We start from the raw sequence: 23649 nt of genomic DNA on the forward strand, positions 1-23649 counted from the left end.
AAATCGGCAGAGTCCTTATCACTCTGCCGATTTTTTCATATAGATGATGATGCTTATTTCTCGATGGTAATAATATTTTCTTCACCGCGTTTTACCAAAGCGCCCGGTTTAACAATAACTTGCTCCCCTTCTTGCAAATTGGTAAAAATAATTGGTGTAATCACAGAAGGTACTTTTTCCGCTACCTCTGCTAGTTGAACACGCAGTAATGGCTGTCCTGCTTTAACTTTGTCTCCTTCTTGAGCTAGAGCTTCAAAGCCCTCACCCTCTAGCTTCACCGTATCAATTCCAAAGTGAATCAGAATCTCACGTCCATCATTTGCAGCGATACCAATCGCATGCTTAGTTGGGAAGAAGGTAACAATTGTTCCATCCACAGGAGATACAACCTCTCCATTAGTTGGTTCAATAGCAAAACCATCTCCCATCATCTTTTGAGAGAAGACCTGATCAGGTACATCTTTTAGCTCTAGCATTTTACCTTCTAGTGGTGAAACAAAAACAGTAGAAGCGCTTGACTGCTCAGAGACAGTTTGTGGAGCTGGCTGACTTGCAGGTTTTTCAACCGGTGTGCGCCCAGCCATTACATCTTTGATCTGTTCCTTCAATTGATCGGATTTTGGTCCAAAGATCGCCTGAATATTGTTACCAACTTCCAGAACCCCTGCTGCTCCCAGCCTTTTTAATTGTTCCTTATCTACATGCTTACTATCGTTAACAGATACACGCAAACGAGTAATACACGCATCTAGATTACTAATATTAGCGCTACCGCCCAACGCTTCCAATACACCTGCGGCCAATCCAGAGGTTTGGTTATTACCAGCCTGAGTCTCTACCTCATCTTGGCGACCAGGTGTTTTGAGATTCCACTTTTGAATAGCAAAACGGAAACCGAAATAATAGATAACTGCAAGCACCAAACCTACTGGTATCACTAGCCACCATTGTGTTTTGTTTGGTAACACCCCGAATAGCAAGTAGTCAATAATTCCTCCGGAGAAGGTCATTCCAATTTTTACATTCAGGATTTGCATGACCATGAAGGAAAGCCCAGCAAAAACTGCGTGAATAGCAAACAATACTGGTGCTACGAATAAAAATGAGAACTCAATCGGCTCTGTAATCCCTGTCAAAAAGGCTGTAAGCGCAGCCGATCCCATAATCCCGGCTACCATCTTTTTGTTTTCAGGACGAGCCGTATGATAAATGGCCAAAGCCGCCGCTGGCAATCCGAACATCATAAACGGATACTTTCCTGTCATAAATGTTCCTGCTGTTAACTGCACATTGTCCTTCACTTGAGCAAAGAAGATCGCTTGATCCCCGCGAACAAGTTGTCCAGCTTTGTTTACGTACTCCCCAAACTCAAACCAGAATGGTGAATAGAAGATATGATGCAAACCAAACGGAATAAGAGAACGTTCAATAAGACCAAAAACAAATGCAGCCACGGTTGGATTAGAATCCAACATCACATGTGAGAATGCATTAAGAGCTGATTGAATTGGCGGCCAAATAAAGATAAGGACAAGACCTGTTATTAGAGCAGCGACCGCTGTAACGATCGGTACAAATCGTTTTCCCGCAAAGAAGCCTAAGAACGGCGGTAATTCTATGTTATAAAATTTCCGGTACAGATTAGCCGCAATAACCCCCATAATAATCCCACCGAAAACACCTGTTTGCAGGGTAGGGATTCCAAGCACCATTGCGTAGGCTTTATCATTCTGCGCCATTTCGGCAGTTACACCAAGGAAGACACCCATAACCTGATTCATAATTAAGAAGCCAATGATTGCAGCTAGCCCAGCTACCCCTTCACCACCTGCTAATCCAATGGCTACCCCTACTGCAAATAAGAGCGCTAGGTTTCCAAAAATAATGGAACCGGCCTCTTCCATAACTTTTGCGACTAATTGGATCGCTGGTCCTGATAAAAATGGCAGTTGCTCCAGCAAGGCCGGGTTTTGCAAAGCATTGCCGAATGCTAGGAGAATCCCTGCGGCTGGCAGGATGGCAACTGGAAGCATAAGTGCCTTACCTACCTGTTGCAACACCCCAAAGATCTTTTTGAACATATACGAACCTCCTTTACTTCAAAACCCCATTTACATAGATGACTTGGTTATTTGAAGTATGCCTATTGGACAAACCTACTATGTAAGGAACCAAAAAATAATAATTTGAATCTTTTAGAAACCTACGTAATAGAAAATTTGTCATTTTAAAACATAAAAGAGTTTCAGATAAAAAACAAGATGTCTAGGTCACAAAAATAAGAACAATTGTATATTTCGTTCAAAAAGTTAATAAAAGAACCCTTATTGAAAGCAAAAAAAAAGATGTCCCCTCTTACACAAGGGTCCATCTCTTTTTCAACAATGATAGACTTTCTTATCACTAGATAACTCTGTATCCAATTAATACTACAATGACTAGCAATACTAATGAGCCAACAAAGAAAATAAAGTTCGGCTTGTGTTTATCTGCACGTACCAGTGCCATCTCCATCAAGCCGATGGTACAGACGCCCAAAAGGCCTTTTATGATGAATCGAATGTCGCCCAGATAAAATTTGAACAAGAGCATAGCTCCAAATACAACGATTATGATGTACATAAGTCGAAGTATCATATGCAGGATTTTCGCAATTTTGTTTTTATCTAATCTGTAAAATACATAGGCAAGAATTAATAATACAAGTGCAGCTTCCCAGCCACCTACATGCGATGCCAACATAGCTTCATACCTCATTTAGTAACCTCCTATGCTTTTTTTATTTCCAGCTAATCATATCATACGAATCTTACCTTTCCAAACATTCGATATCCATATGTCTGTTTTTAAAATGATAACTTTTGATCAAATGCAACGATCCTAGATAAGGATATAATGATTCATTATGGTGCTCTGTCATTTACTATCTTTCATGCATGAAAACATAAAAAAAGACCATCTTATGTGAGGAGAAGGTCTTGGTCAAATGTACATCTGTGAACTTCATTTACATGAATATATTCTGTGTTACAAACTCTCTTATTTATTAAGCTCTAAAACAATTTGCTTTCCATTAAACAAAACTTCTATTACCGCCATTGCGATTTCTATTGATTTCTTCATCATTCTCATGTCTGTCATCTCCTCAGTGGTTAGGTTCGTTTCTTATTTCTTGTCTTGATTGTAGTAAAAAGAAGAAAGGCTCACCATCGAATGAGATTACAAAAAGCTTACATGTTTGTAAGCATGCTGTCTTTAGAAACACAGGAAGCCTTATATAAGTGACCTTCACATACTTTTCACAAAAAAGACTGGACTTTGAGGTTTATTAGTATTATTATTAATTTATAATTAATATAAAGTAATACAAATTACAAAAAGGAGTTGTTCTTCTATGGCACAACAAGTAATGGTAAGCAATCAAAAAGTAATTGACGTTCTTAATCGCCAAGTAGCAAACTGGAATGTTTTATTTGTAAAGTTGCACAACTATCATTGGTTTGTTAAAGGTCCCCATTTCTTCACTTTACATGAAAAATTTGAAGAATTGTTTAACGAAGCAACAACTAGAATTGATGAATTGGGTGAACGCGTCTTAGCTATTGGCGGTAAACCAGCAGCAACATTAACCGAATACGCAACACTTGCAACCATTCATGAAGCTTCCTGTAATGAATCTGCTGAGGAAATGGTTCAAGCAATCATCAATGACTTCCAATCCCTGATTACTGAATGTGAAAAAGGAATGGACATCGCTCAAGAAGCTGGCGATGAAAGCACTAGCGATATGTTGCTTGGTACTATTACTGAGCTTCAAAAACACATTTGGATGTTAAATGCTTATCTCGGTAAATAAACACTTTGCCAGCATGAATTGAACAGATAAAAAAGAAGCTCCCCAGCTAGCATCACGCTATGCTGGAGAGCTTTTTACATTTATCATCAATTGTCATTAATGCAATCTATTGTCCGAGTAATAAACTAATAAATACCACAATAATAGCAATCGGCACTATATATTTAAGTAAGAAATACCACGCTTTAAACCAGACTACTTTACCAGTTGAACCCTGCTGTACTTCTGCCAGTAAGATATCGCGTTTCATCTTCCAAGCTACAAATATAGAAATAAGTAAGGCTCCAAGCGGCATTAAGATATTACTTACCAAGAAATCTGCTGCATCAAAGAAGCTTTTGCCAAAGATGGTTAGGTCACTTAACACCCCATATGCTAAAGCAGAAGGGATTCCCAACACAAAAATCAGTAGACCTATCTTCCAGGCCGCAGAAGCACGCTTTGCCTGATTGCCCTTTGTAATCGCGGCTACACTAATTTCTAGCATGGAGAATGCGGACGTTAATGTAGCAAACAAGAACAATAACAAGAAGATGGTCAAGAAAAAGGCTCCAAACGGAATATGATCAAACACTGCCGGCAGAACCACAAATAAAAGTCCCGGACCTTCCGTAGGCTTCATTCCTAATGAGAAAACAGCCGGGAAGATCGCCAAGCCCGCTAACAGAGAAATTACAATGGTCAAGCTTACAATGGAAACTGTAGATTTTGGCAAGCTCTCATTCTTCGGTAAGTAGGAACTGAAGGTTACCATAACCGACACACCTACGCTTAACGAGAAGAACGCCTGTCCCAATGCATACAAAATGGATTTAGAACTTAATTCGCCAAAATTTGGTTGTAGAAAGAAGGCAATTCCTTCCCAAGCCCCCGGCAACGTAACGGAACGGACAATAAGGGCAAGAAAAATCAAAAAGAGTGCCGGCATCATATATTTGTTAGCTTTTTCGATCCCATTCGAGACTCCTCGGGACACAACCAAAATCGTAATCATCATAAATAAGAATTGAACCGACAACACTAGCCATGAGTCTGAAATGGTTTGACCAAATAGTTGATTATAATCCAACCCTTGGCCAAGTAATTGACCCGTAATGCTTTTTATGAAATACAGAAGAATCCAGCCACCTACAACGCTGTAGAAGGATAATAAAATAAAGCAAGTTATAATACCCAGCCTACCTACCCAGTGCCATGGGGTATTAGGTGCGATTGATTTATAGGCAGAAACAGCATCTTTTCCCGTGCTTCGTCCAACTATTAGCTCTCCTAATAATAAAGGAGTACCCAATAATAGCGTAAATAACAAAAACAGTAAGAAAAAAGCCCCTCCACCACTCGTACCAGCAACATAAGGGAATTTCCAAATTGCCCCTAGCCCAATTGCTGATCCTGCGGCAGCCAAAATAAAACCTAACTTTGAAGTCCACTGTTCACTTTTTGACATGTTTTTCTCCTCACTGCATTTGATTTCCGTACATTATAACAAACTTCACATCAAATGGTATGTTTATTTGTAAAATAATTTAGTTTCCACTTTTTTTGAAAAGATTGAACCCAGATGCAGCGCCTTCCTAAGCTTGAGAAAACCGAAAACAACCCGGAGCTTATGTCCGGGTTGTATCTAGGATGGTAACTTACAGGATATTTATCTACTTTTAACCAGTATATCTACAGCTTCTTTAATTACCTGCTCTGGATCATTTCCCTTTTCTAATTCTTCACGTATACAATGCTCCAGATTACTCGCTACAACTAGTCCAATTACACGGTCTACAGCGGTGCGAACAGCCGAAAGCTGGGTAACCACATCTCGACAGTCCTTATCCTCTTCCATCATCTTCAGTACACCGCGCACCTGACCCTCTATTCGCTTCAATCTATTTTTGACGGAATCCTGATAGTCCATGCCGTTTCACCTCGCTATTTGATTATCTTTACTCTTAAATAAACAAATTAAGTCCCGATTCCTGCGCATCGCTCAGATATGAAGCAACTCCGGCCACATCTACTCCGTCAATTAACTCTTCTTGTTTAATCCCCATAATATCCATGCTCATAGCGCAAGCTACTAGTTTTACTCCTGCCGCTTGAGCATTCTTCATTAGGGTCTCTAGGGAATCTACATTTTTCTTCTCCATAACATGCTGCATCATTTTCGTCCCCATTCCAGCCATGTTCAGCTTCGACAAGGTCAGTTTATTGGCCCCTTTTGGCATCATTATTCCAAACATTTTTTCCAGTGTATCCTTCTCAACTGCCGGCGCATGTTCACGACGCAAGATGTTAAGTCCCCAGAAAGTGAAGAACATCGTCACCTTTTTCCCCATAGAAGCCGCTCCAGATGCAATGATAAACGAAGCCATCGCTTTATCTAAATCACCGCTAAATACGACCATTGTAGCTCCGGTTTTGTCAATTTGCTTTTCAGCGTTGGCCTTTTGCATAGCAGCTCCGGCTATTGAGGTGGGCAAGTTTGTCCCCTTTTGAATAAATACATGAGCTACTTTATTGCTATATTCGGAAGAGAGAAGGGTATTTCCTGTTTTATTGCACCACGCGGCAATATCAGCCATAAATCCAGGATCGGTGGCTTTTACTTCAATTATTTGTCCGTCTTGGGCTCCTGATACAGCCTGGAAAACCTGCATAATAGGACCGGGACATTGTAACCCGCATGCATCAATCGTAATCGCCGGACTATCTATGTGAGACGCTGATATTTGGGGGCGCTTTGATTGTGATTGAGCTTCTGTTGCAGGTTTTCCAGCGGAATCTCCTGCCGCTGGTGCTACATCCTCTTTTCTTGGGTTGGGCGTTTCTTCTGTCGATTTGCCCATCCGATATGTTTTATATCCACCATCTACGTTTTTTACCTGATAGCCATATTCACTAAGCAGACGTGCCGCTAAATATCCGCGTAATCCTACTTGGCAGGATACATAGATCGTTTGATCCTTTGGCAGCTCAGCAAGGCGATTGCGCAGCTTTGGCAGAGGAATATTAATAGAACCCTTGATATAACCGGCTTCTCTTTCAATCGGCTCCCGTACGTCAACCAGTAATCCACCGTCTGCTACAATTTGATCTATCTCATGCCATTGCACAATGTCAACTAAGCCGTCAGCAATATTGCTGGCTACATATCCTACCATATTAACCGGATCTTTAGCAGAGGAATATGGAGGAGCATAAGCAAGCTCCAGATCAGGAAGGTCGTGAATGGTTAATCCTCCTTTTATCGCTGTTGCTATCACGTCAATGCGTTTATCGGCTCCATCTGCTGAGATGGCCTGCGCTCCGTAGATTTTGCCTGTTGTTTTATCAAAAAGCAGCTTCATCCAAATAGGCGCCGCACCTGGGTAATATCCAGCATGAGAAGCAGGATGTACATGGATGGCTGTATATTCGATCCCAGCTCGTAGTAAGGTTTTTTCATTATTTCCTGTAGTGGCGACAGTAAGATCAAACACTTTTGCAATTGACGTCCCAAGTGTGCCGTTATATTGAACATCGCGACCATTAATATGATCTGCTACTAAGCGTCCTTGTCGATTGGCCGGCCATGCAAGCGGTATGTGCGTTGGCTGATTATTAATATAGTCTGTTACCTCTACCGCATCACCAATAGCATAAATGGCTGGATCATCCGTTTGCATGTGCTTATTGACACGAATAGCTCCACGTACCCCTACAACAAGACCCGCTTCCTTTGCTAGCTGAGACTCGGGCTGTACACCAATGGCTAAAATGATCATGTCTGTCACTAATTCACGCCCACTGCTGAGACGAACAATCCTTCCTTGATCGCCAAAAGCCTCCACTCCATCCTGCAAAAGCAGCGTAATGCCTTTAGCCCGCATATGCTCATGTACCACAGCAGCCATTTCAATATCAAGGGGTGCCATAACCTGCTTACCCATTTCGACTAGCGTAACATCAAGTCCACGCTCGGACAGATTCTCAGCCATTTCCACACCAATAAATCCGCCGCCAATAACAACGGCGCGAGTAGGCTGTTGTTGATCTACATAGCTTTTAATCGCATCCGTATCTGAAACACTTCGCAATGTGAATAATTGCTTTGCTTCATCAATTCCTGGAATAGCAGGTCGTATCGGTTTTGCACCCGGAGACAGAAGCAGAATGTCGTAGCTCTCTTCATATATCTCTTTGGATTGCAGATTGTGAATCGTAACCGTCTTTTTCTCCCGGTTAATATGAGTAACTTCGCTTCTAATGCGAATATCCATGTTAAAACGCTGAGACATTCCCTCCACTGATTGTAAAAAGAGCTTGCTTCGTTGCTCGATGACCTCGCCAATATAATAGGGAAGACCGCAGTTGGCATACGAGATATGTTCACCCCGTTCAATCATAATCAGCTCATCCCGCTCACTTAACCTACGCAATCTAGCTGCCGCTGTTGCTCCGCCAGCTACTCCACCTACTATGATGATTTTCTTTTTCATAAGTTGTTTGCTCCTTTTGTATGTTGAATGTCATTTCCTGTATTAAAACCAAAGATACCCCATAGGGTATTAATCAAAATAAAAAAATATCTCAATCATACTTACATGCAAAAGAGTTTTATACCCCCATGGGTATATAATAAACTCTAATCTTCTTCCAAGTCAACAGGAGATTAAGCGCTTAAACGAAATAACATTCCAGATTATAAATAAGCTGGTAACCGAAGAAAATTCATCTCGTTACAGCGAGATATGCTACAATAAAAGCTGGGTGAAAGCCTTTTACTTTATCCAGAGGAGTTTTGAACATTATGATCATCAAATTCATTCGTCTACGGTAATGTGAGGTACAGTTCATGTTAATCTCAACCATTTTTTCGAAAATGGCTTGAGCTTGTTTGACTGTGCCTTTTTTCATTCACCGACTACGAATGAATGAGGTGTTTTTGTGTCCAAAACGAAGAATTCCAGAGAATATTCCAATCTGATTTTAGAGGCTGAAGATATCTTTAGATGCCCGGTTTGTAAGAATCAAATGCGAAGGGTTAATCGAAAAAGTCTACTATGCATCAAGGGTCATAATTTTGATCTCTCTGCTCATGGATATATCAATTTATTAACGAGAGCCTCAAACACAAAATACAGTAAACAAATGTTTAAATCTAGAAGGACAATTTGCAAAGGTGGATTTTTTGATCCTTTGAATGAAATCATAAGCGAAAGGATCATGACCGAAACCAAGAAAGAACGGATCACTATACTAGATGCTGGATGCGGAGAAGGCTCGCATTTATCTAGCATTCAGGGAAAAATAAGCAAACATCATACATGTAAAGCTTTAGGAGTAGGTGTAGATATTTCTAAAGAAGGTATTAGCTTGGCTTCGCGGGAGTATCCAAATGCAGTATGGTGCGTTACGGATATAGCACATTGCCCCTTTGCTAGTGAACAATTTGATTATATTTTAAATATATTATCGCCATCTAATTACTCTGAATTTATAAGAATGATGGCTGATGACGGTATGGTCATAAAGGTCATCCCTAACAGAGATTATCTGAAGGAATTGAGAGAGGCTTTTTACAAGGAACCGAATAAGCAGAGGTACTCCAACGACAACACACTGGCTCTCTTTAAAAGTCACTTTCAGCTTGTAGATGTTAAGCAAGTCCGCTATCGTTTTGCTTTGGATCATACCTCCATCGAAGCTCTGCTTCAGATGACCCCATTATCCTGGGGAGCAACGGAAGAAGGAATTAAAGCATTCCTACAAACGGATGTATTAGAGATAACCATTGACCTGACGATTCTATTCGGTAAAAAGCATCGCAGCTAGCGGTTATCAATATGTAATCATAATAAAGAGCTTTATCGCGCATCTGCTGCGTGATAAAGCTCTTATTGTTAGCTGCTTATTTAATAATAAAAACCGGGCACGGTGCTAATTGTGTAATACGATGGCTAACGCTACCTAACATCAATTCCTTAAAATCTCCCAGCCCGCGGCTACCCATCATGATTAAGTCAGCATTCTTTTCTTTAACCAAAGCGAGCAATTCGTTAGCCGGGTCCCCTTGAAGCAGGATAGCTTCACATTGAACTCCTTCTTTTTCCGCCGCTTCGCATGCTTGATCTAGTATTTCTTGACCGTATTTTTTGGCTTCTTCCAGATATTCAGATTGAACGTCATGAACCATAAATACTAATTGACTAGCTACATAGGCAGGTAATTCTTTTACAACATGCACAAAAGTGAGCGAGGATTTATTTTCACGGGCAAATAGAATCGCCGCTTCCTGTACTTTTGGACTTAACTGCGAACCATCCAAAGCTATCACCATTTTATCAAACATCATATGGCCTCCTTGTTATATCGGTTCTTTATTATCATTGTAGCATGTAGATCAGCAAGGATTTCATATATTTATGAAAAATCCGGAAACGTTTTGCGAAAAAAAATGACCAGCTCCAAGTTAAAAGAACTTCCTCGCAAAGGATAATAGCATAATTGCGGCTACCACCATGCAAAGAATAAATAATCCCTTTTCTTGTTTTTTAAACGGATCCATCTCTTCTCCCCATTCCTTCCACCATTCTCCTTAGGTTACCCCTATTATAGAAGGAGAACTCAGCCTTCCCTCTTCTTTTGGATGTCCGTTCTGTGAAGAATTGCACAAGCTTTACCAAAGCAGTGAAAGATCCACAATATCTGTGGATCAATCTATATAAATAGTCCGACCTTCCCGACTGCTTTTAAAAGCCGCTTCAATTAGAAAAATAGTCATCCGCGCCTGTTCTGCATGAACGGGTGCTTGCTTGCCTAAACGAATTGCCTCGTGAAGCTGATCATAGTAACAGTGATAAGAGCCCCTTTCTGAGACGATTTTTTCTGTCACAGGCTTACCTTCAACCATCGTGGTTAGCTCTCCTTGCCATTCTTTTTCTTCCTGACCCCAATTGGACGAGTTGAGAGGCTGATTGTCACGAATAGCCCCCTCCTGCACATCAAATCCAAACTTTATATAGCTCCCCTTATCACCATGCACCTGAAAACGCGGTCCCGGTTGAACTGTCAGCATGTCAGCGTGTAAAATCACTCGCAAGCGATCATAATGCAGGATGACATGAAAATAATCATCTGTTTTAGCCCCAGGACGCTGTGCTTGTACATCTGCTGTAACCGCTTGGGGCATGCCAAACAGCATAACAGCCTGATCTAACAGGTGAGAGCCTAGATCATACAAAATGCCGGAGCCGGAGCCTGCGTTTTCTCTCCACCGATCACGTACTTCAGGCCGATACCGATCGAAATGAGATTCAAAATGATAGATTTCACCTAGTCGGCCTTCCTGACGCAGGCGTTTGATTGTCAAAAAATCGTTATCCCACCGTCTGTTTTGATAAACACTTAGCACCTTACCTGTCGGCTTATTTAGCTCAATGAGTTCATCTGCCTCTTTGGTTGTTACAACAAACGGTTTCTCAACCACAATATGTACCTTTGCCTGTATCGCTTCTTTTACCATATCGTAATGAAGCGATGTAGGCGTCGTAATGATGACCAATTCCACTTTGGGATTTTGCAATAGCTCATGCAATTGCGATGCAACCTGCACATCCCCTAGGTCTGCTCTTACCTTTTCTGGTTTGGAAGATAGGACTGCCACAATCTCATAATGCTCTGATGCTTGTAGAAAAGGAACATGAAAGGTAGTAGCTGACGGACCGTATCCAACAATACCAACTCCGATTTTCTGCATGTGAAATTCCTCCTGCTAAGAGAATTCTATCTCTTTATTTTACCCATGATGATCTAATTGTCTTATCATAAATGAACGCGACTGCTTGTTAAGAAATTGAGCGCCGCACTGAATAATCTTATGAATAATAGTCCAACTTATGCACAAAAGATTACTAGTTTTTGGTCTTCTCTAATGAAGTCATCCTGCTTTATAATGAGCCTAATAGAAGGTAATCATATCGATCATCTTTTGCTTCTATCCAATCTTTGCAAAATACTTGGCAACAGATCAACTGGCAAAGGAGGTTGTATCCATGTCGCTCGATAAACGAAGCGCTGCGATTTTGCATAAAATTATGCAAGCAGACTCATATGTAACGGTACAGGAGCTCTTAGAATCTCAAGGAATTTCAAAACGTACGCTTTATTATGATATGAATAAAATAAATGATTGGCTGAAAGAAAATCAACTCCCTGATGTTCAATATATCCGAAGCACCGGCTACTATATAGACGAACAAACCAAGCAAAAAATACCTGATAAGCTGCAAGGTATGAAGAAATGGCAATATGAGTATTCCGTTAAGGAGCGCAAGGCTTGGCTAACCATCTATCTTTTAACTCAGGAAGGACGAATCCTGCTTGAAGATTTGATGAATCGGCTAGGTGTTAGCCGCAACACCACCCTGGATGATTTAAAAAAATTAAAAACGGAGCTTCAGGCCTTTCATATATCGCTCCATTTTGACCGCAAGCAAGGCTACTTTATTCAGGGCGAGGAACAGGATAAGCGAAAGGCGCTCATTTTCTATCTCTCTCAGGCCGTAACAACCCAAAGCTGGAATCAACTCGTCTCCCACATTCAAACCGTGGCGCATTCCACTTCCATGGTAGAAGAGGAGCAACAAGAGGATTTCTTGAAAACAAAAGAAATTCAAGTAATCCGTGAGGCTTTATCTGTTTGCGAGCGCCTATTAGGCATTCAATATACCGATGAGGTTCTGGAGAGCTTAAGTATTCACATCCATCTGTTCCGTAAGCGCTTCAGCCGTGGACAGCATGTCACCATTGATATGGAAGAGAAAGAGGTATTGAAAAAGACAAAGCATTTTGAAGCGGCGACTTATATTAGCAATGAACTGTCTAAAACCCTGCACATTGATATACCAGAAGATGAGACCTATTACATTGCCACGCATCTCTTAGGCGCTCGCGTGATGAACCAATATCATTCGGATCAGGAGAATTCTCATACTCAAATGCTGTTGGAAGCGGTTCAGCGCATGATTACTGATTTTCAAAAGTTCGCTTGTATAATGTTTGAAAATCCGGAAGGGCTGAAACGCGATTTAATTCTACACCTTAAGCCTGCCTTCTATCGAATCAAGTATGGAATTAATATGGACAATCCGCTGATCGATTCCATTAAAACGCACTATCATGAGATTTTCTTATTAACACAGAAGGTTATTGTTCATTTTGAACAGCTAGTTGGGCAAAAGGTATGTGAAGACGAGATCGCTTATATTTCGATGCATTTTGGAGCGTGGCTACGTAAGCAAGGAGCCAATCCGGCACCACGAAAAAAAGCACTGATCGTGTGCCCAAACGGTATTGGCACCTCACTGATTCTGCAAAACCAATTAGAAAACCTATTCTCTTCTATAGACATTTGTAAAACGGTTTCCTTACGAGAGTATGAAGCCCGCTCTTATGATGTTGATCTGATCTTTTCTACTACCACCCTGACAAAAAGCGATGCGCCTGTCTATGTGGTAAATCCAATTCTTAATGACGCGGAAAAAGCTCGCTTATTAAGACGAGTAGGAGCGTATATTTCTGACAAAGAAAAGCAGCCGACAGAGTCGTTAGAAGGCATGATGTCTATTATTCGTCGTCATGCGGTGATAAAAAATGAAGAAGCTCTCCATCAAGAGCTAAAGGAGTACCTACTGGAACCTGCTGCATTACATAAGGAGCTTACCTATAAGCCCACTGTTGCAGATATCCTCACAAGGGACCAGATTCAGGTAGCACGAACCGTTGCCAACTGGGAAGAAGCGATTCGGCTTGCATCAGCACCTTTAGTCCGCAATGGAAGTATTCTCCCATCTTATGTAGACGCCATGATTCGCTCAGTGTATGATCATGGACCATACATTGTAATCGCGCCCAAAATTGCTATTCCGCATTCCAGGCCGCAGGATGGTGTTCAACGTTTGAGCATGAGCCTCCTACAATTGAAGCATCCCGTATCCTTCTCGGAAAGGCCGGAGCATTCGGCACAGCTATTTATTGTACTGGCTGCTATAGATAATGAAACGCATCTGCGCGCATTGGCCCAGCTAACAGCGGTTCTTTCTTCTCCAGAAGCATTACAGACCTTGTTGCAGACCGATCAAATTGATGATGTTCTTCACTTATTAGAAATTTACTCTCAGCACCAGCTGCCTGCTGGATTATAAAAATAAAGCAAAAACCAACCAAAGCGTCTGCGATGGTTGGTTTTTTCCATTTTCCTCATACCTTAACCTCTGACATTGTAAGTGAAACAGATTGAGTGTTCACCCTTTTAATCGCTTGCTGTTCAGCTGGCTTGAGGGGGAAAAATCGAAGGGATGTAAGATTTACATACAACGACTGAGAAGAATCCTTCCAAAGCTCTCGATACCGCTCTTCACCAAGCTCTAATTCAAACAGCGTACCATCTTCCGCCAGCTGACATTCTAATCGGACAAGCGGACCTAATGATGAGACATGTAATACAGTAGCTTCAGCCCAGCCCTCCCCTTTTGGAATGCTCGATAGCTCCATTTGGTGGGGCCTGATGTACCCAATCGCTTCGGTATGATTCCAGTTCAAAACTTCTTCTGATTTCCATGCTAGCTGTCCTATGTGAATAGTCCCTTCATGTCCACAGACACGAAATTGATTGACCCTTCCTAAAAAGCTGCAAACAAAGGGATTGCCAGGATTCTGGTAGACTTCGATCGGCATTCCCACTTGTTCAATTTTACCCTTATTCATAATTACCACTTGATCTGCCATCTCCAGGGCTTCTTCTTGATCATGTGTCACGAACACAGTAGTGATTTTCAAAGTATTATGCAACCGCTTAAGCCAGCGACGCAGTTCCTGACGCACCTGCGCGTCGAGTGCCCCAAACGGCTCATCCAATAATAATACGCTCGGTTCAATAGCTAATGCACGAGCTAATGCTACTCGCTGTCGTTGCCCGCCAGACAGTTGACCGGGAAAACGTGATTCCAATCCATCCAATTGGACTAAACGGAGAAGTTCCATTACCTTTGCTCGAATCCTGTCTTTAGAAGGACGCTTTGCACGAGGCCGTACCTGTAAACCAAAAGCAATATTATCAAAAACGCTCATGTGGCGAAATAGAGCATAATGCTGAAAAACAAACCCTACTCTTCTTTCCTGAACCGTTGTTTGTGTAGCATCTACTCCGTCAAAGAGGATAACTCCTCGTTCCATTTGCTCAAGACCCGCAATGAGCCGCAGCAAGGTAGTTTTTCCCGATCCTGAAGGTCCCAATAGCGCAACTAGCTCTCCGCTTGGAATCTGTAGGTTAATATGATCAAGGGCAGAAAACGTCCCGAAGCTTTTGGATACCTGTTTAATTTCAATGCCCATGTACACTCTCCCCCGTTTCATAGCCCCAGACAGGTGCGTCTGCCTTCCTTTGATTGTATTGCCGTTCTGTTTTCCATTCCATTATGCTCTTGATAATTAGTGTCACAATAGCTAAAAAGGCTAATAGAGTGGCTACCGCAAAGGCGGCTACAAAATTATATTCGTTATATAAAATTTCCACTTGCAGCGGCACCGTGTTCGTCATCCCGCGGATATGCCCTGATACGACAGATACCGCACCAAATTCGCCCATGGCACGTGCATTACACAGAATAATCCCATATAACAGTCCCCATTTGAGATTAGGCAATGTGACCCGCCAAAAGGTTTGCCATCCCGTAGCTCCAAGTGACAAAGCTGCTTCCTCTTCCTCATTGCCAAGGGATTGCATGGCTGGAATCAGCTCTCGCGCTACATAGGGAAAAGTAACAAACATGGTTGCTAAAATAATACCTGGAACCGCAAAGATGATCTTGATATCGTAGGCTTCTAACCATGTTCCCAGCAATCCTTGCGTACCAAATAACAGGACAAACAAAAACCCAGAGATAACAGGAGAGACAGCTACAGGCAAATCAATGAGGGTGAGTAGCATGCTTTTCCCCCGAAACTGATATTTAGCAATTGCCCAAGCCGCAGCAATCCCAAACAACGTATTTAGCGGAACAGAAATTGCGGCTACCAGCAGAGTAAGCTGTATAGCTTCTACCGCATCCGGCTCGGCGATCGCCTGCCAAAATGGTAGGAGGCCGTGCTTTAGTGCCTCCGTAAACACGGATAACAGCGGCACAATCAAAAACAATCCTAAAAACAGCACGGAGATTACGATCATGAACCAAGCCCCTGGATGTTTATCAATATCAGGCTGGTTAGACAATGACATGTTGTACCCTCCCCTTTTCTATGTGTCCATTCGGTACATTTTCCGGCTCCACCACTGTAGGATATTGGTTAAAAGCAAAATAACAAATGATAGCAGAAGCATGACCGAAGCAATTGCTGTTGCACCTGCGTAATCAAACTGCTCCAGCTTTGTCATGATTAAAAGCGGAGTTATTTCCGTTTTCATCGGCATATTTCCTGATATGAATACAACCGATCCATACTCCCCAACTGCTCTAGCTAGGGCTAACGTGAACCCTGTCAGCAAAGCAGGTACAAGCTGAGGAAAAATAACCCGCCAAAACGTAATCCACCGAGTGGCACCAAGACTGGAGGCCGCCTCTTCCATTTGCCGATCCACATCATGCAATACAGGTTGCACAGTGCGAATCACGAACGGAATTCCGATAAAGATGAAGGCAACCGTAACCCCAAGTGAAGTAAAGGCAACCTTAATACCCAGTGGCTCAATATATTGACCGATCCAACCATTAGGTGCATAAACCGCTGTAAGCGAAATACCAGCTACCGCAGTGGGCAGGGCAAAGGGCAGATCAACCAGTCCATCAAGAATTTTTTTACCAGGAAAGCGATAACGAACCAGCACCCAAGCGATCAGTAAGCCAAACACTGTATTTACTAGGGCAGCCCCCAAAGCGGCTAAAAAACTAAGCTTATAGGATGCTATCACTCGGTCGGCAAGTACAATAGATAAAAATTGATCCCAGCTAAGAGAGCTAGTCGATATCACAAGCACAGATAAAGGAAACAGCACAAGAAGGCTCACATAGACAACCGTATACCCTAGCGATAGACCGAATCCCGGTATGATACCCGACTGCTTCCGTATGTTTTTCATTTGTACACCACCTTGTGTCAGCTACGTCTATTATTCGATTATGGCTGATAGATTTGGTCAAAAATTCCTCCATCGGCAAAATGAGCTTGGTGAGCTTCTTGCCAATTTCCAGCTATCTCTTCAATTGTGAAGAGCTTGATAGGAGGAAATTGATTAGCATATGCTTTAGCTACCGACTCTAAGCGTGGTCTGTAAAAGTTCTGAGCTGCAATTTTCTGCCCTTCCTCCGAATACAAGTATTTTACATAAGCCTCTGCTACCTCTTTCGTTCCTTTTTTCTCAGTGATTTTATCTACAACGGTCACTGGCGGCTCTGCTAAAATACTGACGGAGGGTACGACAATCTCCACTTTGTCCCGCCCGATTTCATTGATAGCCAGAAATGCTTCATTTTCCCAAGCAAGAAGCACATCGCCAATCCCCCGCTCTACAAAAGTCGTTGTGGAACCGCGCGCTCCTGAATCTAGAACTGGCACCTGCTTGAATAACCGCTGTACAAATTCTTTAGCCTTTTCGTCACTGTCGTGGCTGAGCTGTTTGGCATAGCCCCAAGCGGCTAAGTAGTTCCATCTTGCCCCTCCTGAGGTTTTCGGATTAGGAGTTATTACTTGAACGTCCTGTTTTAGCAGATCGCTCCAATCCTTAATCTGCTTTGGATTCCCCTTACGAACCAGAAACACAATAGTGGAGGTGTAAGGCGAGCTTTTTTGTTCCAAGCGGGATTGCCATTCCTTTTGAATCAGTCCCTTTTTTGCAATCGCATCAATGTCATAAGCGAGACCCAGCGTGACAACATCAGCTTCCAATCCATCAATAACCGCGCGGGATTGCTTGCCCGAGCCACCATGTGATTGTTTTATGGTCACGGTTTGGCCTGTTTTATTTTTCCAGTAATCAGCAAAGCTTTTATTATAATCCTGATAAAATTCACGTGTCGGATCATAGGAGACATTTAGCAGCTCAATAGGCTTTGACGAGGATTGATTATTGCTAGAAACGGCTGTGGCAGTACCTGCTGTTTTGGCTCCCATATCATGATTTGAACCTGTAGAGGATGCTCCCCCTCCGCACCCTGACAGTATAAGCGCCAAGCTGCCCGAAAGAAGACAGGTTAGCCACCGCAGCCGCTTTTTACTGCTTAGAAATGTTGCTTTCGTTATGGTTGCAGAGCTTATTTGCATTTAATTACCCCCTTCATCTTGTCTAATCGTCCAATGAGGCATGTTGTGCTTGTATACAAAAAAGACCCCTTCCGTTCACTCTCCACTGGCAAACGTAAGGAGCCTTCGGTTGTCCGATCGGCACTCTACCCTTTTTGTTTTTTCGAAAATTCTTTCTTTTCTAGCGAATAACGATGACGCTCTACTCTCTCAATTTGTGTAATGTTTGAATCATGAATCGTAATATGCACGGAGCCATACTCAATATCTTTCAAAGCATCTGAAATTTTCTGCATCCATAGGTCTTGTCGACTTGCCTGCTGTTCAGACATACCGTTTGCCTCCTTCTTGCCTGTTCCCCTTTTTTGATAGACACCAAAAATTAGGAAACTTTGTATTTGAGTTTAATCACATAATTCCTATCTGTCAAGTTGGAATTAAATAAAAAAAGCATCTTTCCTGCGACATGCACAGAAAAATGCTTTGATGTGAAAACAAGCGTTTAGCAAAGGAATAAACACAATGACTACCGTTTCATTTGCAAATGGATTCCCTGCCGCAGCTCAATAAAAAATTGCTCACGCTCTATCAACAGCTGTTCGGATTCGTCCCTGCTTATCTCTGTAAACACGATCTCCTCCCCGGGCCTCATCTGCGCCAAAATTGGTAAATCAACTGTAGCTACCTGACCAATTCGCGGATAGCCTCCCGTCGTTTGCCGATCGCCAAGCAAAATAATCGGATACCCCTCTGCCGGCACTTGAATGGTCCCAAAGGCAACAGCCTCCGATAATAATTCAATTGGATCTGCTAATTGAAGAACAGCTCCCTGAAGACGATACCCCATGCGATCAGATTGAGATGTGATTTTATAGGAGGAATGAAATAAATTCCGTTGGCTCTCTGAGGTAAACAAGGAAAAATGGGTTCCCCGACTAATGCGCACTTGCGGATTTCTTCGGTACGTTGCTAGGCATTCGGCACTAACACTCCAATCTACACTTGCCCAGCTTCCCACAGATGGCTTCTTCGCTAATCTCTGGTGCCAATTCTTTAGAAAAGCCCGCGTCACATCAGCTTGCTCACCTACTGCTAGATAGTCGCCTGCCTGCAAGCTTCTGCCCTGATAGCCTCCCATTCCGGCGCGAGCATATGTACTGCGGCTGCCTAGCACCTGCTCAACCTCAATACCGCCTGCAACAGCCAGATAAGCCCGACAGCCAGTCCGACAGCCTCCGCCTTTCATAACCGTACCCGCTCTGATAAGAATAGGACGCCACATAGGTAAACGCTCACCATTGATCGTAAAAGACAAATCTGCTCCTGCAATTGCAATGAGACTATCGTGCTCAAAAGCTAACTCCGCTCCTGTAAGCGTCATTTCTAACGTTGCAAGCTGCTCTGAATTGCCCACTAGCATGTTGGCAATCCGCAAGGCTAAAGGGTCCATCGCTTCGCTAGTCACAACCCCGTATTTTCGAAATCCAAACCGCCCTTGATCTTGAATGAAAGTGAGTAATCCCGGTTTAATTACGCGTATGCTCATGACTGTTCCCCTCCCCACTCCAGATATTCCTGTTGGGTAATCGGGCGGAAACGAACTGTATCACCTGCCCGTAAGTAACTAGGCGGATTCTGCTTGGCGCGAAACAACGCAAGCGGAGTCCGGCCGATCAACTGCCAACCACCCGGGGTTTCGATTGGATAGACCCCCGTCTGCTCTCCACCAATACCTACTGAGCCAACCGGAATCTGCAAGCGTGGAGAAGCTCTCCTTGGCGTAGCTATTTCAGTGGACATTCCTCCCAGGTACGGGAACCCGGGTGCAAAACCGATCATGTAAACCTTATATACAGCTGACGAGTGAATACGAATAACCTCTTCTGGAGTAATCTGATGATATTTGGCTACCTCTTCTAAATCTGGCCCATATTCTCCCCCGTAGCAGACAGGAATTTCAATTAATCGTGATTGTTGCTCCAGCTTGCTTGTATGCTCTGCTAACATCCCATTTACTTTATTGACTACAATCTCATACGCGGTGCTGTTTGTCTGTTGGTTCACTACCTGTTTAACCATGATAGGATCATAATAAATCGCCACGCTTGTAAAAGCCGGTACAAATTCAATCATGCCGGGAAACGGATGTTGTTCGATATGAGTAGCAAAAGCCTGTACAAGCTGGTAAATATCCGCATCCTCATTATTCGCTAATTGGAATTGCACCAGCACTGCTGCATCTCCCAGCGGCAGAATCTGAACAGACCATTTTTGCTGGATCGCTTGTTCTTCTATCTGTTTATCTGGCTGTTGCACCTGATCACCTCTACCATTTCTCTCTAACTGATCTGTCCTTCTATCGCCTTAATATCCTGCTCGACTCCTACACTGGTACGAACGATAACCTCCAAAGCTTTTTTCACGCTCATCAAGCCCATGCTTGGCTGTCCGGGAAACCGAACGGCCTGTTCAGGTAAATAAGGAATATGAATAAAACCCCCCTTTGTCCTTGTAAAACGCGTAGCTATCAGATGAGCTAAGCCATAAAAGAGATGATTGCAAACAAATGTACCCGCTGTCTGAGAAACGGAGGCAGGAATCCCTGCCAAACGAACCTCTTTGACAATAGCTTTGATCGGCAACGTAGACCAGTAAGCTACCGGACCTTCTTCTATAATGGGCTGATCGATTGGTTGATTCCCCTCATTATCTGGAATACGGGCATCATCTACATTAATCGCTACCCGTTCTACCGTAATGTCTGGGCGTCCGCCTGCCTGTCCGACACAAATTACGACGTCAGGCTGCACTTCGGCCATGCTGTTCTCCAAGACTTCCAGAGAACGATGAAAGACAGTGGGAATTTGTTTGATGAATACCTCGACATTAGGAATATCAAGCTTGTGGCATTGTTGCACTGCTTCCCATGCAGGATTGATTTGTTCCCCGCCAAAAGGATCAAAACCGGTTAACAAAACTTTCTTCACCATGATATTCCTCCTAAAACATCAAATAGTACATTAAAAAGATATTAATTCCTAACAGCAATAAAGCAGTCGGAGCCTGCGCTTTTATCACTGCATTTTTATCGGGCAAATCTAAGAGAGCCGCTGGAACAATATTAAAATTGGCTGCCATCGGAGTAAGCAACGTGCCACAATAACCGGAAAACATACCAATTGCCCCCAACACGGCTGGGTTTCCGCCGTGCATTTGAACTAACAAGGGCAGCCCAATCCCAGCAGTCATGACGGGAAAAGCCGCAAATGCATTCCCCATTACCATCGTGAACAAGGCCATCCCCAATACATATGCAACGACAACTAGGAAACGATTATCCACCGGAATCGCAGAGCTTACCAGATCAGCGATCACTGTGCCCACTCCTGCGGCTCCAAATAAGGCCCCCAATGTGGCTAGCATTTGCGGCAGGACAGCAGCCCAGCCGATCGCATCCAGCAAACGGCGAGACTCTTTTACTGGCTGAATCCCTTTTGTCTTGGTAATGCTCATCGCTACCAGTAACGAGACTAAACACGCGACTCCTAAGCTCACCAGCGTAACGTTCTGTTGATCGAGTAAAAACATTTCGCCTATTTTCGCATTTTTCAATAAAACACTGCCAATCACAGTCACAACCGGGATCAATAGTGCGGGGATAAACAAACGATTCCCAAAACGTTTGGCACTAGCCTCTCTTTGTTCATCCGTTGTTTGCTGATACGTTCCCAAACGTACTCCGCCCAAACCAGCAATAAGCGCCATTAAGAGTACAATGATGCCCATGACTAAGGAAGATACTAGCTTGCCTCCTAAAAAGGAAAAGGCAAATAAGGCCCAGAAAAGGGAGGTGGTAAAACGACGAGGATTACTTTTGTCTCTTAACGCTAAAATCGCAATAATGACTAGAAACACGCCGGCAAGATAATAGATAAAATCTAACTGGATGAACATAGCGGTCACCTTCCCTTCCATGTATTACTACGCACTTTTGCTCAGTTTTTTGCTTTCTTCCATGTATCTTCTGATTTTTCCATCAAATAAATATAATCTCGTGCCATGAATCAGGAAGGCCGCAATTGCGGTTGGAATCCCCCATACTGCTATATGAAGAGGTTCAAGCGAGATGCCGTTTTGTTGGAAGAAGCCATGCATTAATAGGACGGCACCAAAAGCAATAAAAATGTCTTCTCCAAAAAATAAACCAATATTATCTGTAGCTGCTGATTGAGCTTTAATCTTGTTGCTGAGCTCTTTAGGCAATTGACCGTGTTTGTTCTCGGCTGCTCCTTCCGCCATCGGAGCTACCAACGGACGAACCATCTGAGCATGTCCACCTAAGCTGGTTAGTCCTAGCATGGCAGTCACTTCTCGTACAAATAGATACAAAATCAGCAATCGACCCGTAGTAGCCGCTTTTACTTTGCGAATTAATCGCTGCGACTGTTCCTTTAGCCCGTACCGTTCTAATAGACCGATAATTGGCAATGTTAAAATAAACAACGATAAATAGCGGTTCTTTTCAAAAGCTTCTCCAAATGTAATTAAGATTTGTTCAAACGATAAATTCCCTGCAAGTCCCGTAGCAATCCCTGCCACTGTAACAACGAGTAGTGGATTAAAGCGCAAAGCAAATCCGACAATAACAATGAAAATTCCGATCAGTGATAACATGTACAACCTCCCTTTATCTCATGGAATCTACCTGTTTATCTCTATTTGGTAAAACATTTTTGTTTACTCTTTTACATAGCCTTATGCTTGATGTCCTACCGTTTCAACTCTGATCTGTTCGTTTTCCAATTGTGATCGAATCTGTCTGGCAAAGGATAGCGCATGAGCTCCATCACCGTGAATGCAGACGGTATCCGCTTGAATCCTAACATCTGTTCCTTGCTGTGAGATAACTTTCCCTTCTTTAACCATTCGAATTACTTGACTGACTGCTGCATTCGTATCAGTTAAAACAGCATCGGGCTGTCGGCGGGAGGTAAGCGATCTATCGCTTTGATAGGTGCGATCGGCAAATACCTCATGGGCACTGCGTAATCCAAGCTTTTCGGCTGCCTTAAGCAATCGGCTTCCTGATAGCCCGTACAAAATTAATTCTGAATCCAAGCTATACACCGCTTCTGCAATCGCTTCGGCCAAGCTCTCACTTTGTGCCGCCATATTGTACAAGGCTCCATGCGGCTTCACATGATGCAGAACACCTCCTTGAGCTTTCACAAAGGCATGCAGGGCTCCTATCTGGTATAGCACCATATCATGTGCCTCGCGTGGTGAAATGTCCATCGTACGGCGGCCAAAGCCGATTAAATCGGGCAGTCCGGGATGTGCTCCAATCGCCACCCCTTTTTCCAGAGCCATGCGAACGGTCTGACGCATGGTGGATGGATCTCCTGCATGATAACCGCAAGCGATATTTGCCGAGCTGATAAATGCAAGAATCTCTTCATCATTCCCCATCTGGTACGCGCCAAAGCTCTCTCCCAAATCACAATTCAAATCTACGCGATACATTG

At 43.0% G+C, this 23649-nt stretch carries 21 protein-coding genes and 1 pseudogene; 4 read left to right on the forward strand and 18 right to left on the reverse strand.

All coding sequences use genetic code 11. The features are described from left to right. Positions 1 to 53: 53 nt before the first annotated feature. Positions 54 to 2081, reverse strand: coding sequence for a glucose-specific PTS transporter subunit IIBC (gene ptsG, locus QZ995_RS15385; RefSeq protein ID WP_301808548.1), 2028 nt, complete (start codon positions 2079 to 2081; stop codon positions 54 to 56). A 322-nt stretch (positions 2082 to 2403) separates the two neighbouring features. Beyond that, complete coding sequence (locus tag QZ995_RS15390; RefSeq protein ID WP_301808550.1) at positions 2404 to 2757, reverse strand: DUF1516 family protein; 354 nt, start codon at positions 2755 to 2757, stop codon at positions 2404 to 2406. A 652-nt stretch (positions 2758 to 3409) separates the two neighbouring features. Here QZ995_RS15390 and QZ995_RS15395 point away from each other — a divergent pair. Next, positions 3410 to 3856 (forward strand): Dps family protein, encoded by a 447-nt coding sequence (locus tag QZ995_RS15395; protein WP_437124744.1) that lies wholly within the window; start codon positions 3410 to 3412, stop codon positions 3854 to 3856. 106 nt (positions 3857 to 3962) lie between these two features. Here QZ995_RS15395 and QZ995_RS15400 read toward each other — a convergent pair whose 3' ends face one another. The 3 genes from QZ995_RS15400 to QZ995_RS15410 form a co-directional block, all read right to left on the reverse strand. Continuing rightward, positions 3963 to 5303, reverse strand: a complete 1341-nt coding sequence (locus QZ995_RS15400; RefSeq protein ID WP_301808554.1) for a sodium-dependent transporter — start codon at positions 5301 to 5303, stop codon at positions 3963 to 3965. 201 nt (positions 5304 to 5504) lie between these two features. Next, complete coding sequence (locus QZ995_RS15405; RefSeq protein ID WP_003333625.1) at positions 5505 to 5765, reverse strand: metal-sensitive transcriptional regulator; 261 nt, start codon at positions 5763 to 5765, stop codon at positions 5505 to 5507. 34 nt (positions 5766 to 5799) lie between these two features. Then, a complete protein-coding gene (locus tag QZ995_RS15410; RefSeq protein WP_301808559.1) occupies positions 5800 to 8328 on the reverse strand; it encodes a CoA-disulfide reductase in 2529 nt (842 codons plus the stop codon). 448 nt (positions 8329 to 8776) lie between these two features. Here QZ995_RS15410 and QZ995_RS23850 point away from each other — a divergent pair. After that, a pseudogene (locus QZ995_RS23850) lies at positions 8777 to 8935 on the forward strand (putative RNA methyltransferase); the annotation flags it as partial. A 93-nt stretch (positions 8936 to 9028) separates the two neighbouring features. Continuing rightward, the gene (locus tag QZ995_RS15415; RefSeq protein ID WP_366919703.1) at positions 9029 to 9664 is read left to right on the forward strand and encodes a methyltransferase domain-containing protein; all 636 of its coding nucleotides are present in this window, start codon (positions 9029 to 9031) and stop codon (positions 9662 to 9664) included. A gap of 76 nt (positions 9665 to 9740) precedes the next feature. Here the strand turns inward: QZ995_RS15415 and QZ995_RS15420 are convergent, their stop codons facing one another. Together QZ995_RS15420 and QZ995_RS15425 are read right to left on the reverse strand one after the other, a co-directional pair. Further along, positions 9741 to 10184, reverse strand: a complete 444-nt coding sequence (locus tag QZ995_RS15420; protein ID WP_082890955.1) for a universal stress protein — start codon at positions 10182 to 10184, stop codon at positions 9741 to 9743. Between the two features lie 360 nt (positions 10185 to 10544). Beyond that, positions 10545 to 11588: an oxidoreductase gene (locus tag QZ995_RS15425; protein ID WP_301808569.1), complete on the reverse strand. Its 1044-nt coding sequence runs from the start codon at positions 11586 to 11588 to the stop codon at positions 10545 to 10547. A gap of 295 nt (positions 11589 to 11883) precedes the next feature. Between QZ995_RS15425 and QZ995_RS15430 the strand changes: the two genes are divergently transcribed. Next, complete coding sequence (locus QZ995_RS15430; RefSeq protein ID WP_301808572.1) at positions 11884 to 14034, forward strand: BglG family transcription antiterminator; 2151 nt, start codon at positions 11884 to 11886, stop codon at positions 14032 to 14034. A gap of 55 nt (positions 14035 to 14089) precedes the next feature. On the opposite strand, the gene QZ995_RS15435 is transcribed toward QZ995_RS15430, so the two are convergent. From QZ995_RS15435 to QZ995_RS15485, 11 genes are all read right to left on the reverse strand, one after another. Beyond that, complete coding sequence (locus QZ995_RS15435; protein ID WP_301808575.1) at positions 14090 to 15223, reverse strand: sulfate/molybdate ABC transporter ATP-binding protein; 1134 nt, start codon at positions 15221 to 15223, stop codon at positions 14090 to 14092. After that, entirely contained in the window at positions 15213 to 16106 is an 894-nt protein-coding gene (gene cysW / locus QZ995_RS15440; RefSeq protein WP_301808578.1) for a sulfate ABC transporter permease subunit CysW, read from the reverse strand. Before cysW ends, QZ995_RS15435 begins: the two co-directional genes overlap by 11 nt. A gap of 18 nt (positions 16107 to 16124) precedes the next feature. Beyond that, entirely contained in the window at positions 16125 to 16964 is an 840-nt protein-coding gene (cysT, locus tag QZ995_RS15445) for a sulfate ABC transporter permease subunit CysT (RefSeq protein ID WP_301808580.1), read from the reverse strand. Between the two features lie 38 nt (positions 16965 to 17002). Then, complete coding sequence (locus QZ995_RS15450) at positions 17003 to 18145, reverse strand: sulfate ABC transporter substrate-binding protein (RefSeq protein ID WP_301808582.1); 1143 nt, start codon at positions 18143 to 18145, stop codon at positions 17003 to 17005. 125 nt (positions 18146 to 18270) lie between these two features. Further along, a complete protein-coding gene (locus QZ995_RS15455; protein WP_437124745.1) occupies positions 18271 to 18420 on the reverse strand; it encodes a YezD family protein in 150 nt (49 codons plus the stop codon). Between the two features lie 230 nt (positions 18421 to 18650). After that, positions 18651 to 19670 (reverse strand): biotin-dependent carboxyltransferase family protein, encoded by a 1020-nt coding sequence (locus QZ995_RS15460; protein ID WP_301808587.1) that lies wholly within the window; start codon positions 19668 to 19670, stop codon positions 18651 to 18653. After that, on the reverse strand, positions 19667 to 20440 hold the full coding sequence (gene pxpB / locus QZ995_RS15465) for a 5-oxoprolinase subunit PxpB (RefSeq protein ID WP_301808588.1): 774 nt from the start codon (positions 20438 to 20440) through the stop codon (positions 19667 to 19669). The genes QZ995_RS15460 and pxpB overlap by 4 nt, the downstream gene beginning before the upstream one ends. A gap of 23 nt (positions 20441 to 20463) precedes the next feature. After that, the gene (gene pcp, locus QZ995_RS15470) at positions 20464 to 21111 is read right to left on the reverse strand and encodes a pyroglutamyl-peptidase I (protein WP_301808705.1); all 648 of its coding nucleotides are present in this window, start codon (positions 21109 to 21111) and stop codon (positions 20464 to 20466) included. Between the two features lie 13 nt (positions 21112 to 21124). Continuing rightward, positions 21125 to 22078 (reverse strand): DUF979 domain-containing protein, encoded by a 954-nt coding sequence (locus tag QZ995_RS15475; protein WP_301808592.1) that lies wholly within the window; start codon positions 22076 to 22078, stop codon positions 21125 to 21127. A 27-nt stretch (positions 22079 to 22105) separates the two neighbouring features. Beyond that, a complete protein-coding gene (locus QZ995_RS15480; protein WP_301808595.1) occupies positions 22106 to 22798 on the reverse strand; it encodes a DUF969 domain-containing protein in 693 nt (230 codons plus the stop codon). An 81-nt stretch (positions 22799 to 22879) separates the two neighbouring features. After that, positions 22880 to 23647: a LamB/YcsF family protein gene (locus QZ995_RS15485; RefSeq protein WP_301808598.1), complete on the reverse strand. Its 768-nt coding sequence runs from the start codon at positions 23645 to 23647 to the stop codon at positions 22880 to 22882. Positions 23648 to 23649 lie beyond the last annotated feature (2 nt).

The organism is Brevibacillus laterosporus, assembly GCF_030489605.1.
In the GTDB taxonomy this organism is placed as follows: domain Bacteria; phylum Bacillota; class Bacilli; order Brevibacillales; family Brevibacillaceae; genus Brevibacillus_B; species Brevibacillus_B laterosporus_E.

Excerpts from the sequence above, each read along its gene's own strand:
- QZ995_RS15390 (WP_301808550.1), bottom strand. The coding sequence starts at position 2,757 with ATGAGGTATGAAGCTATGTTGGCATCGCATGTAGGTGGCTGGGAAGCT.
- QZ995_RS15405 (WP_003333625.1), bottom strand. The coding sequence starts at position 5,765 with ATGGACTATCAGGATTCCGTCAAAAATAGATTGAAGCGAATAGAGGGT.
- cysT (WP_301808580.1), bottom strand. The coding sequence starts at position 16,964 with ATGAAAAACATACGGAAGCAGTCGGGTATCATACCGGGATTCGGTCTA.
- QZ995_RS15480 (WP_301808595.1), bottom strand. The coding sequence starts at position 22,798 with ATGTTATCACTGATCGGAATTTTCATTGTTATTGTCGGATTTGCTTTG.
- QZ995_RS15450 (WP_301808582.1), bottom strand. The coding sequence starts at position 18,145 with ATGCAAATAAGCTCTGCAACCATAACGAAAGCAACATTTCTAAGCAGT.
- QZ995_RS15425 (WP_301808569.1), bottom strand. The coding sequence starts at position 11,588 with ATGCAGAAAATCGGAGTTGGTATTGTTGGATACGGTCCGTCAGCTACT.
- QZ995_RS15430 (WP_301808572.1), top strand. The coding sequence starts at position 11,884 with ATGTCGCTCGATAAACGAAGCGCTGCGATTTTGCATAAAATTATGCAA.
- ptsG (WP_301808548.1), bottom strand. The coding sequence starts at position 2,081 with ATGTTCAAAAAGATCTTTGGGGTGTTGCAACAGGTAGGTAAGGCACTT.
- QZ995_RS15455 (WP_437124745.1), bottom strand. The coding sequence starts at position 18,420 with ATGCAGAAAATTTCAGATGCTTTGAAAGATATTGAGTATGGCTCCGTG.
- QZ995_RS15460 (WP_301808587.1), bottom strand. The coding sequence starts at position 19,670 with ATGAGCATACGCGTAATTAAACCGGGATTACTCACTTTCATTCAAGAT.
- QZ995_RS15395 (WP_437124744.1), top strand. The coding sequence starts at position 3,410 with ATGGTAAGCAATCAAAAAGTAATTGACGTTCTTAATCGCCAAGTAGCA.
- QZ995_RS15475 (WP_301808592.1), bottom strand. The coding sequence starts at position 22,078 with ATGTTCATCCAGTTAGATTTTATCTATTATCTTGCCGGCGTGTTTCTA.
- QZ995_RS15420 (WP_082890955.1), bottom strand. The coding sequence starts at position 10,184 with ATGATGTTTGATAAAATGGTGATAGCTTTGGATGGTTCGCAGTTAAGT.
- QZ995_RS15485 (WP_301808598.1), bottom strand. The coding sequence starts at position 23,647 with ATGTATCGCGTAGATTTGAATTGTGATTTGGGAGAGAGCTTTGGCGCG.
- cysW (WP_301808578.1), bottom strand. The coding sequence starts at position 16,106 with ATGTCATTGTCTAACCAGCCTGATATTGATAAACATCCAGGGGCTTGG.
- QZ995_RS15410 (WP_301808559.1), bottom strand. The coding sequence starts at position 8,328 with ATGAAAAAGAAAATCATCATAGTAGGTGGAGTAGCTGGCGGAGCAACA.
- QZ995_RS15400 (WP_301808554.1), bottom strand. The coding sequence starts at position 5,303 with ATGTCAAAAAGTGAACAGTGGACTTCAAAGTTAGGTTTTATTTTGGCT.
- QZ995_RS15435 (WP_301808575.1), bottom strand. The coding sequence starts at position 15,223 with ATGGGCATTGAAATTAAACAGGTATCCAAAAGCTTCGGGACGTTTTCT.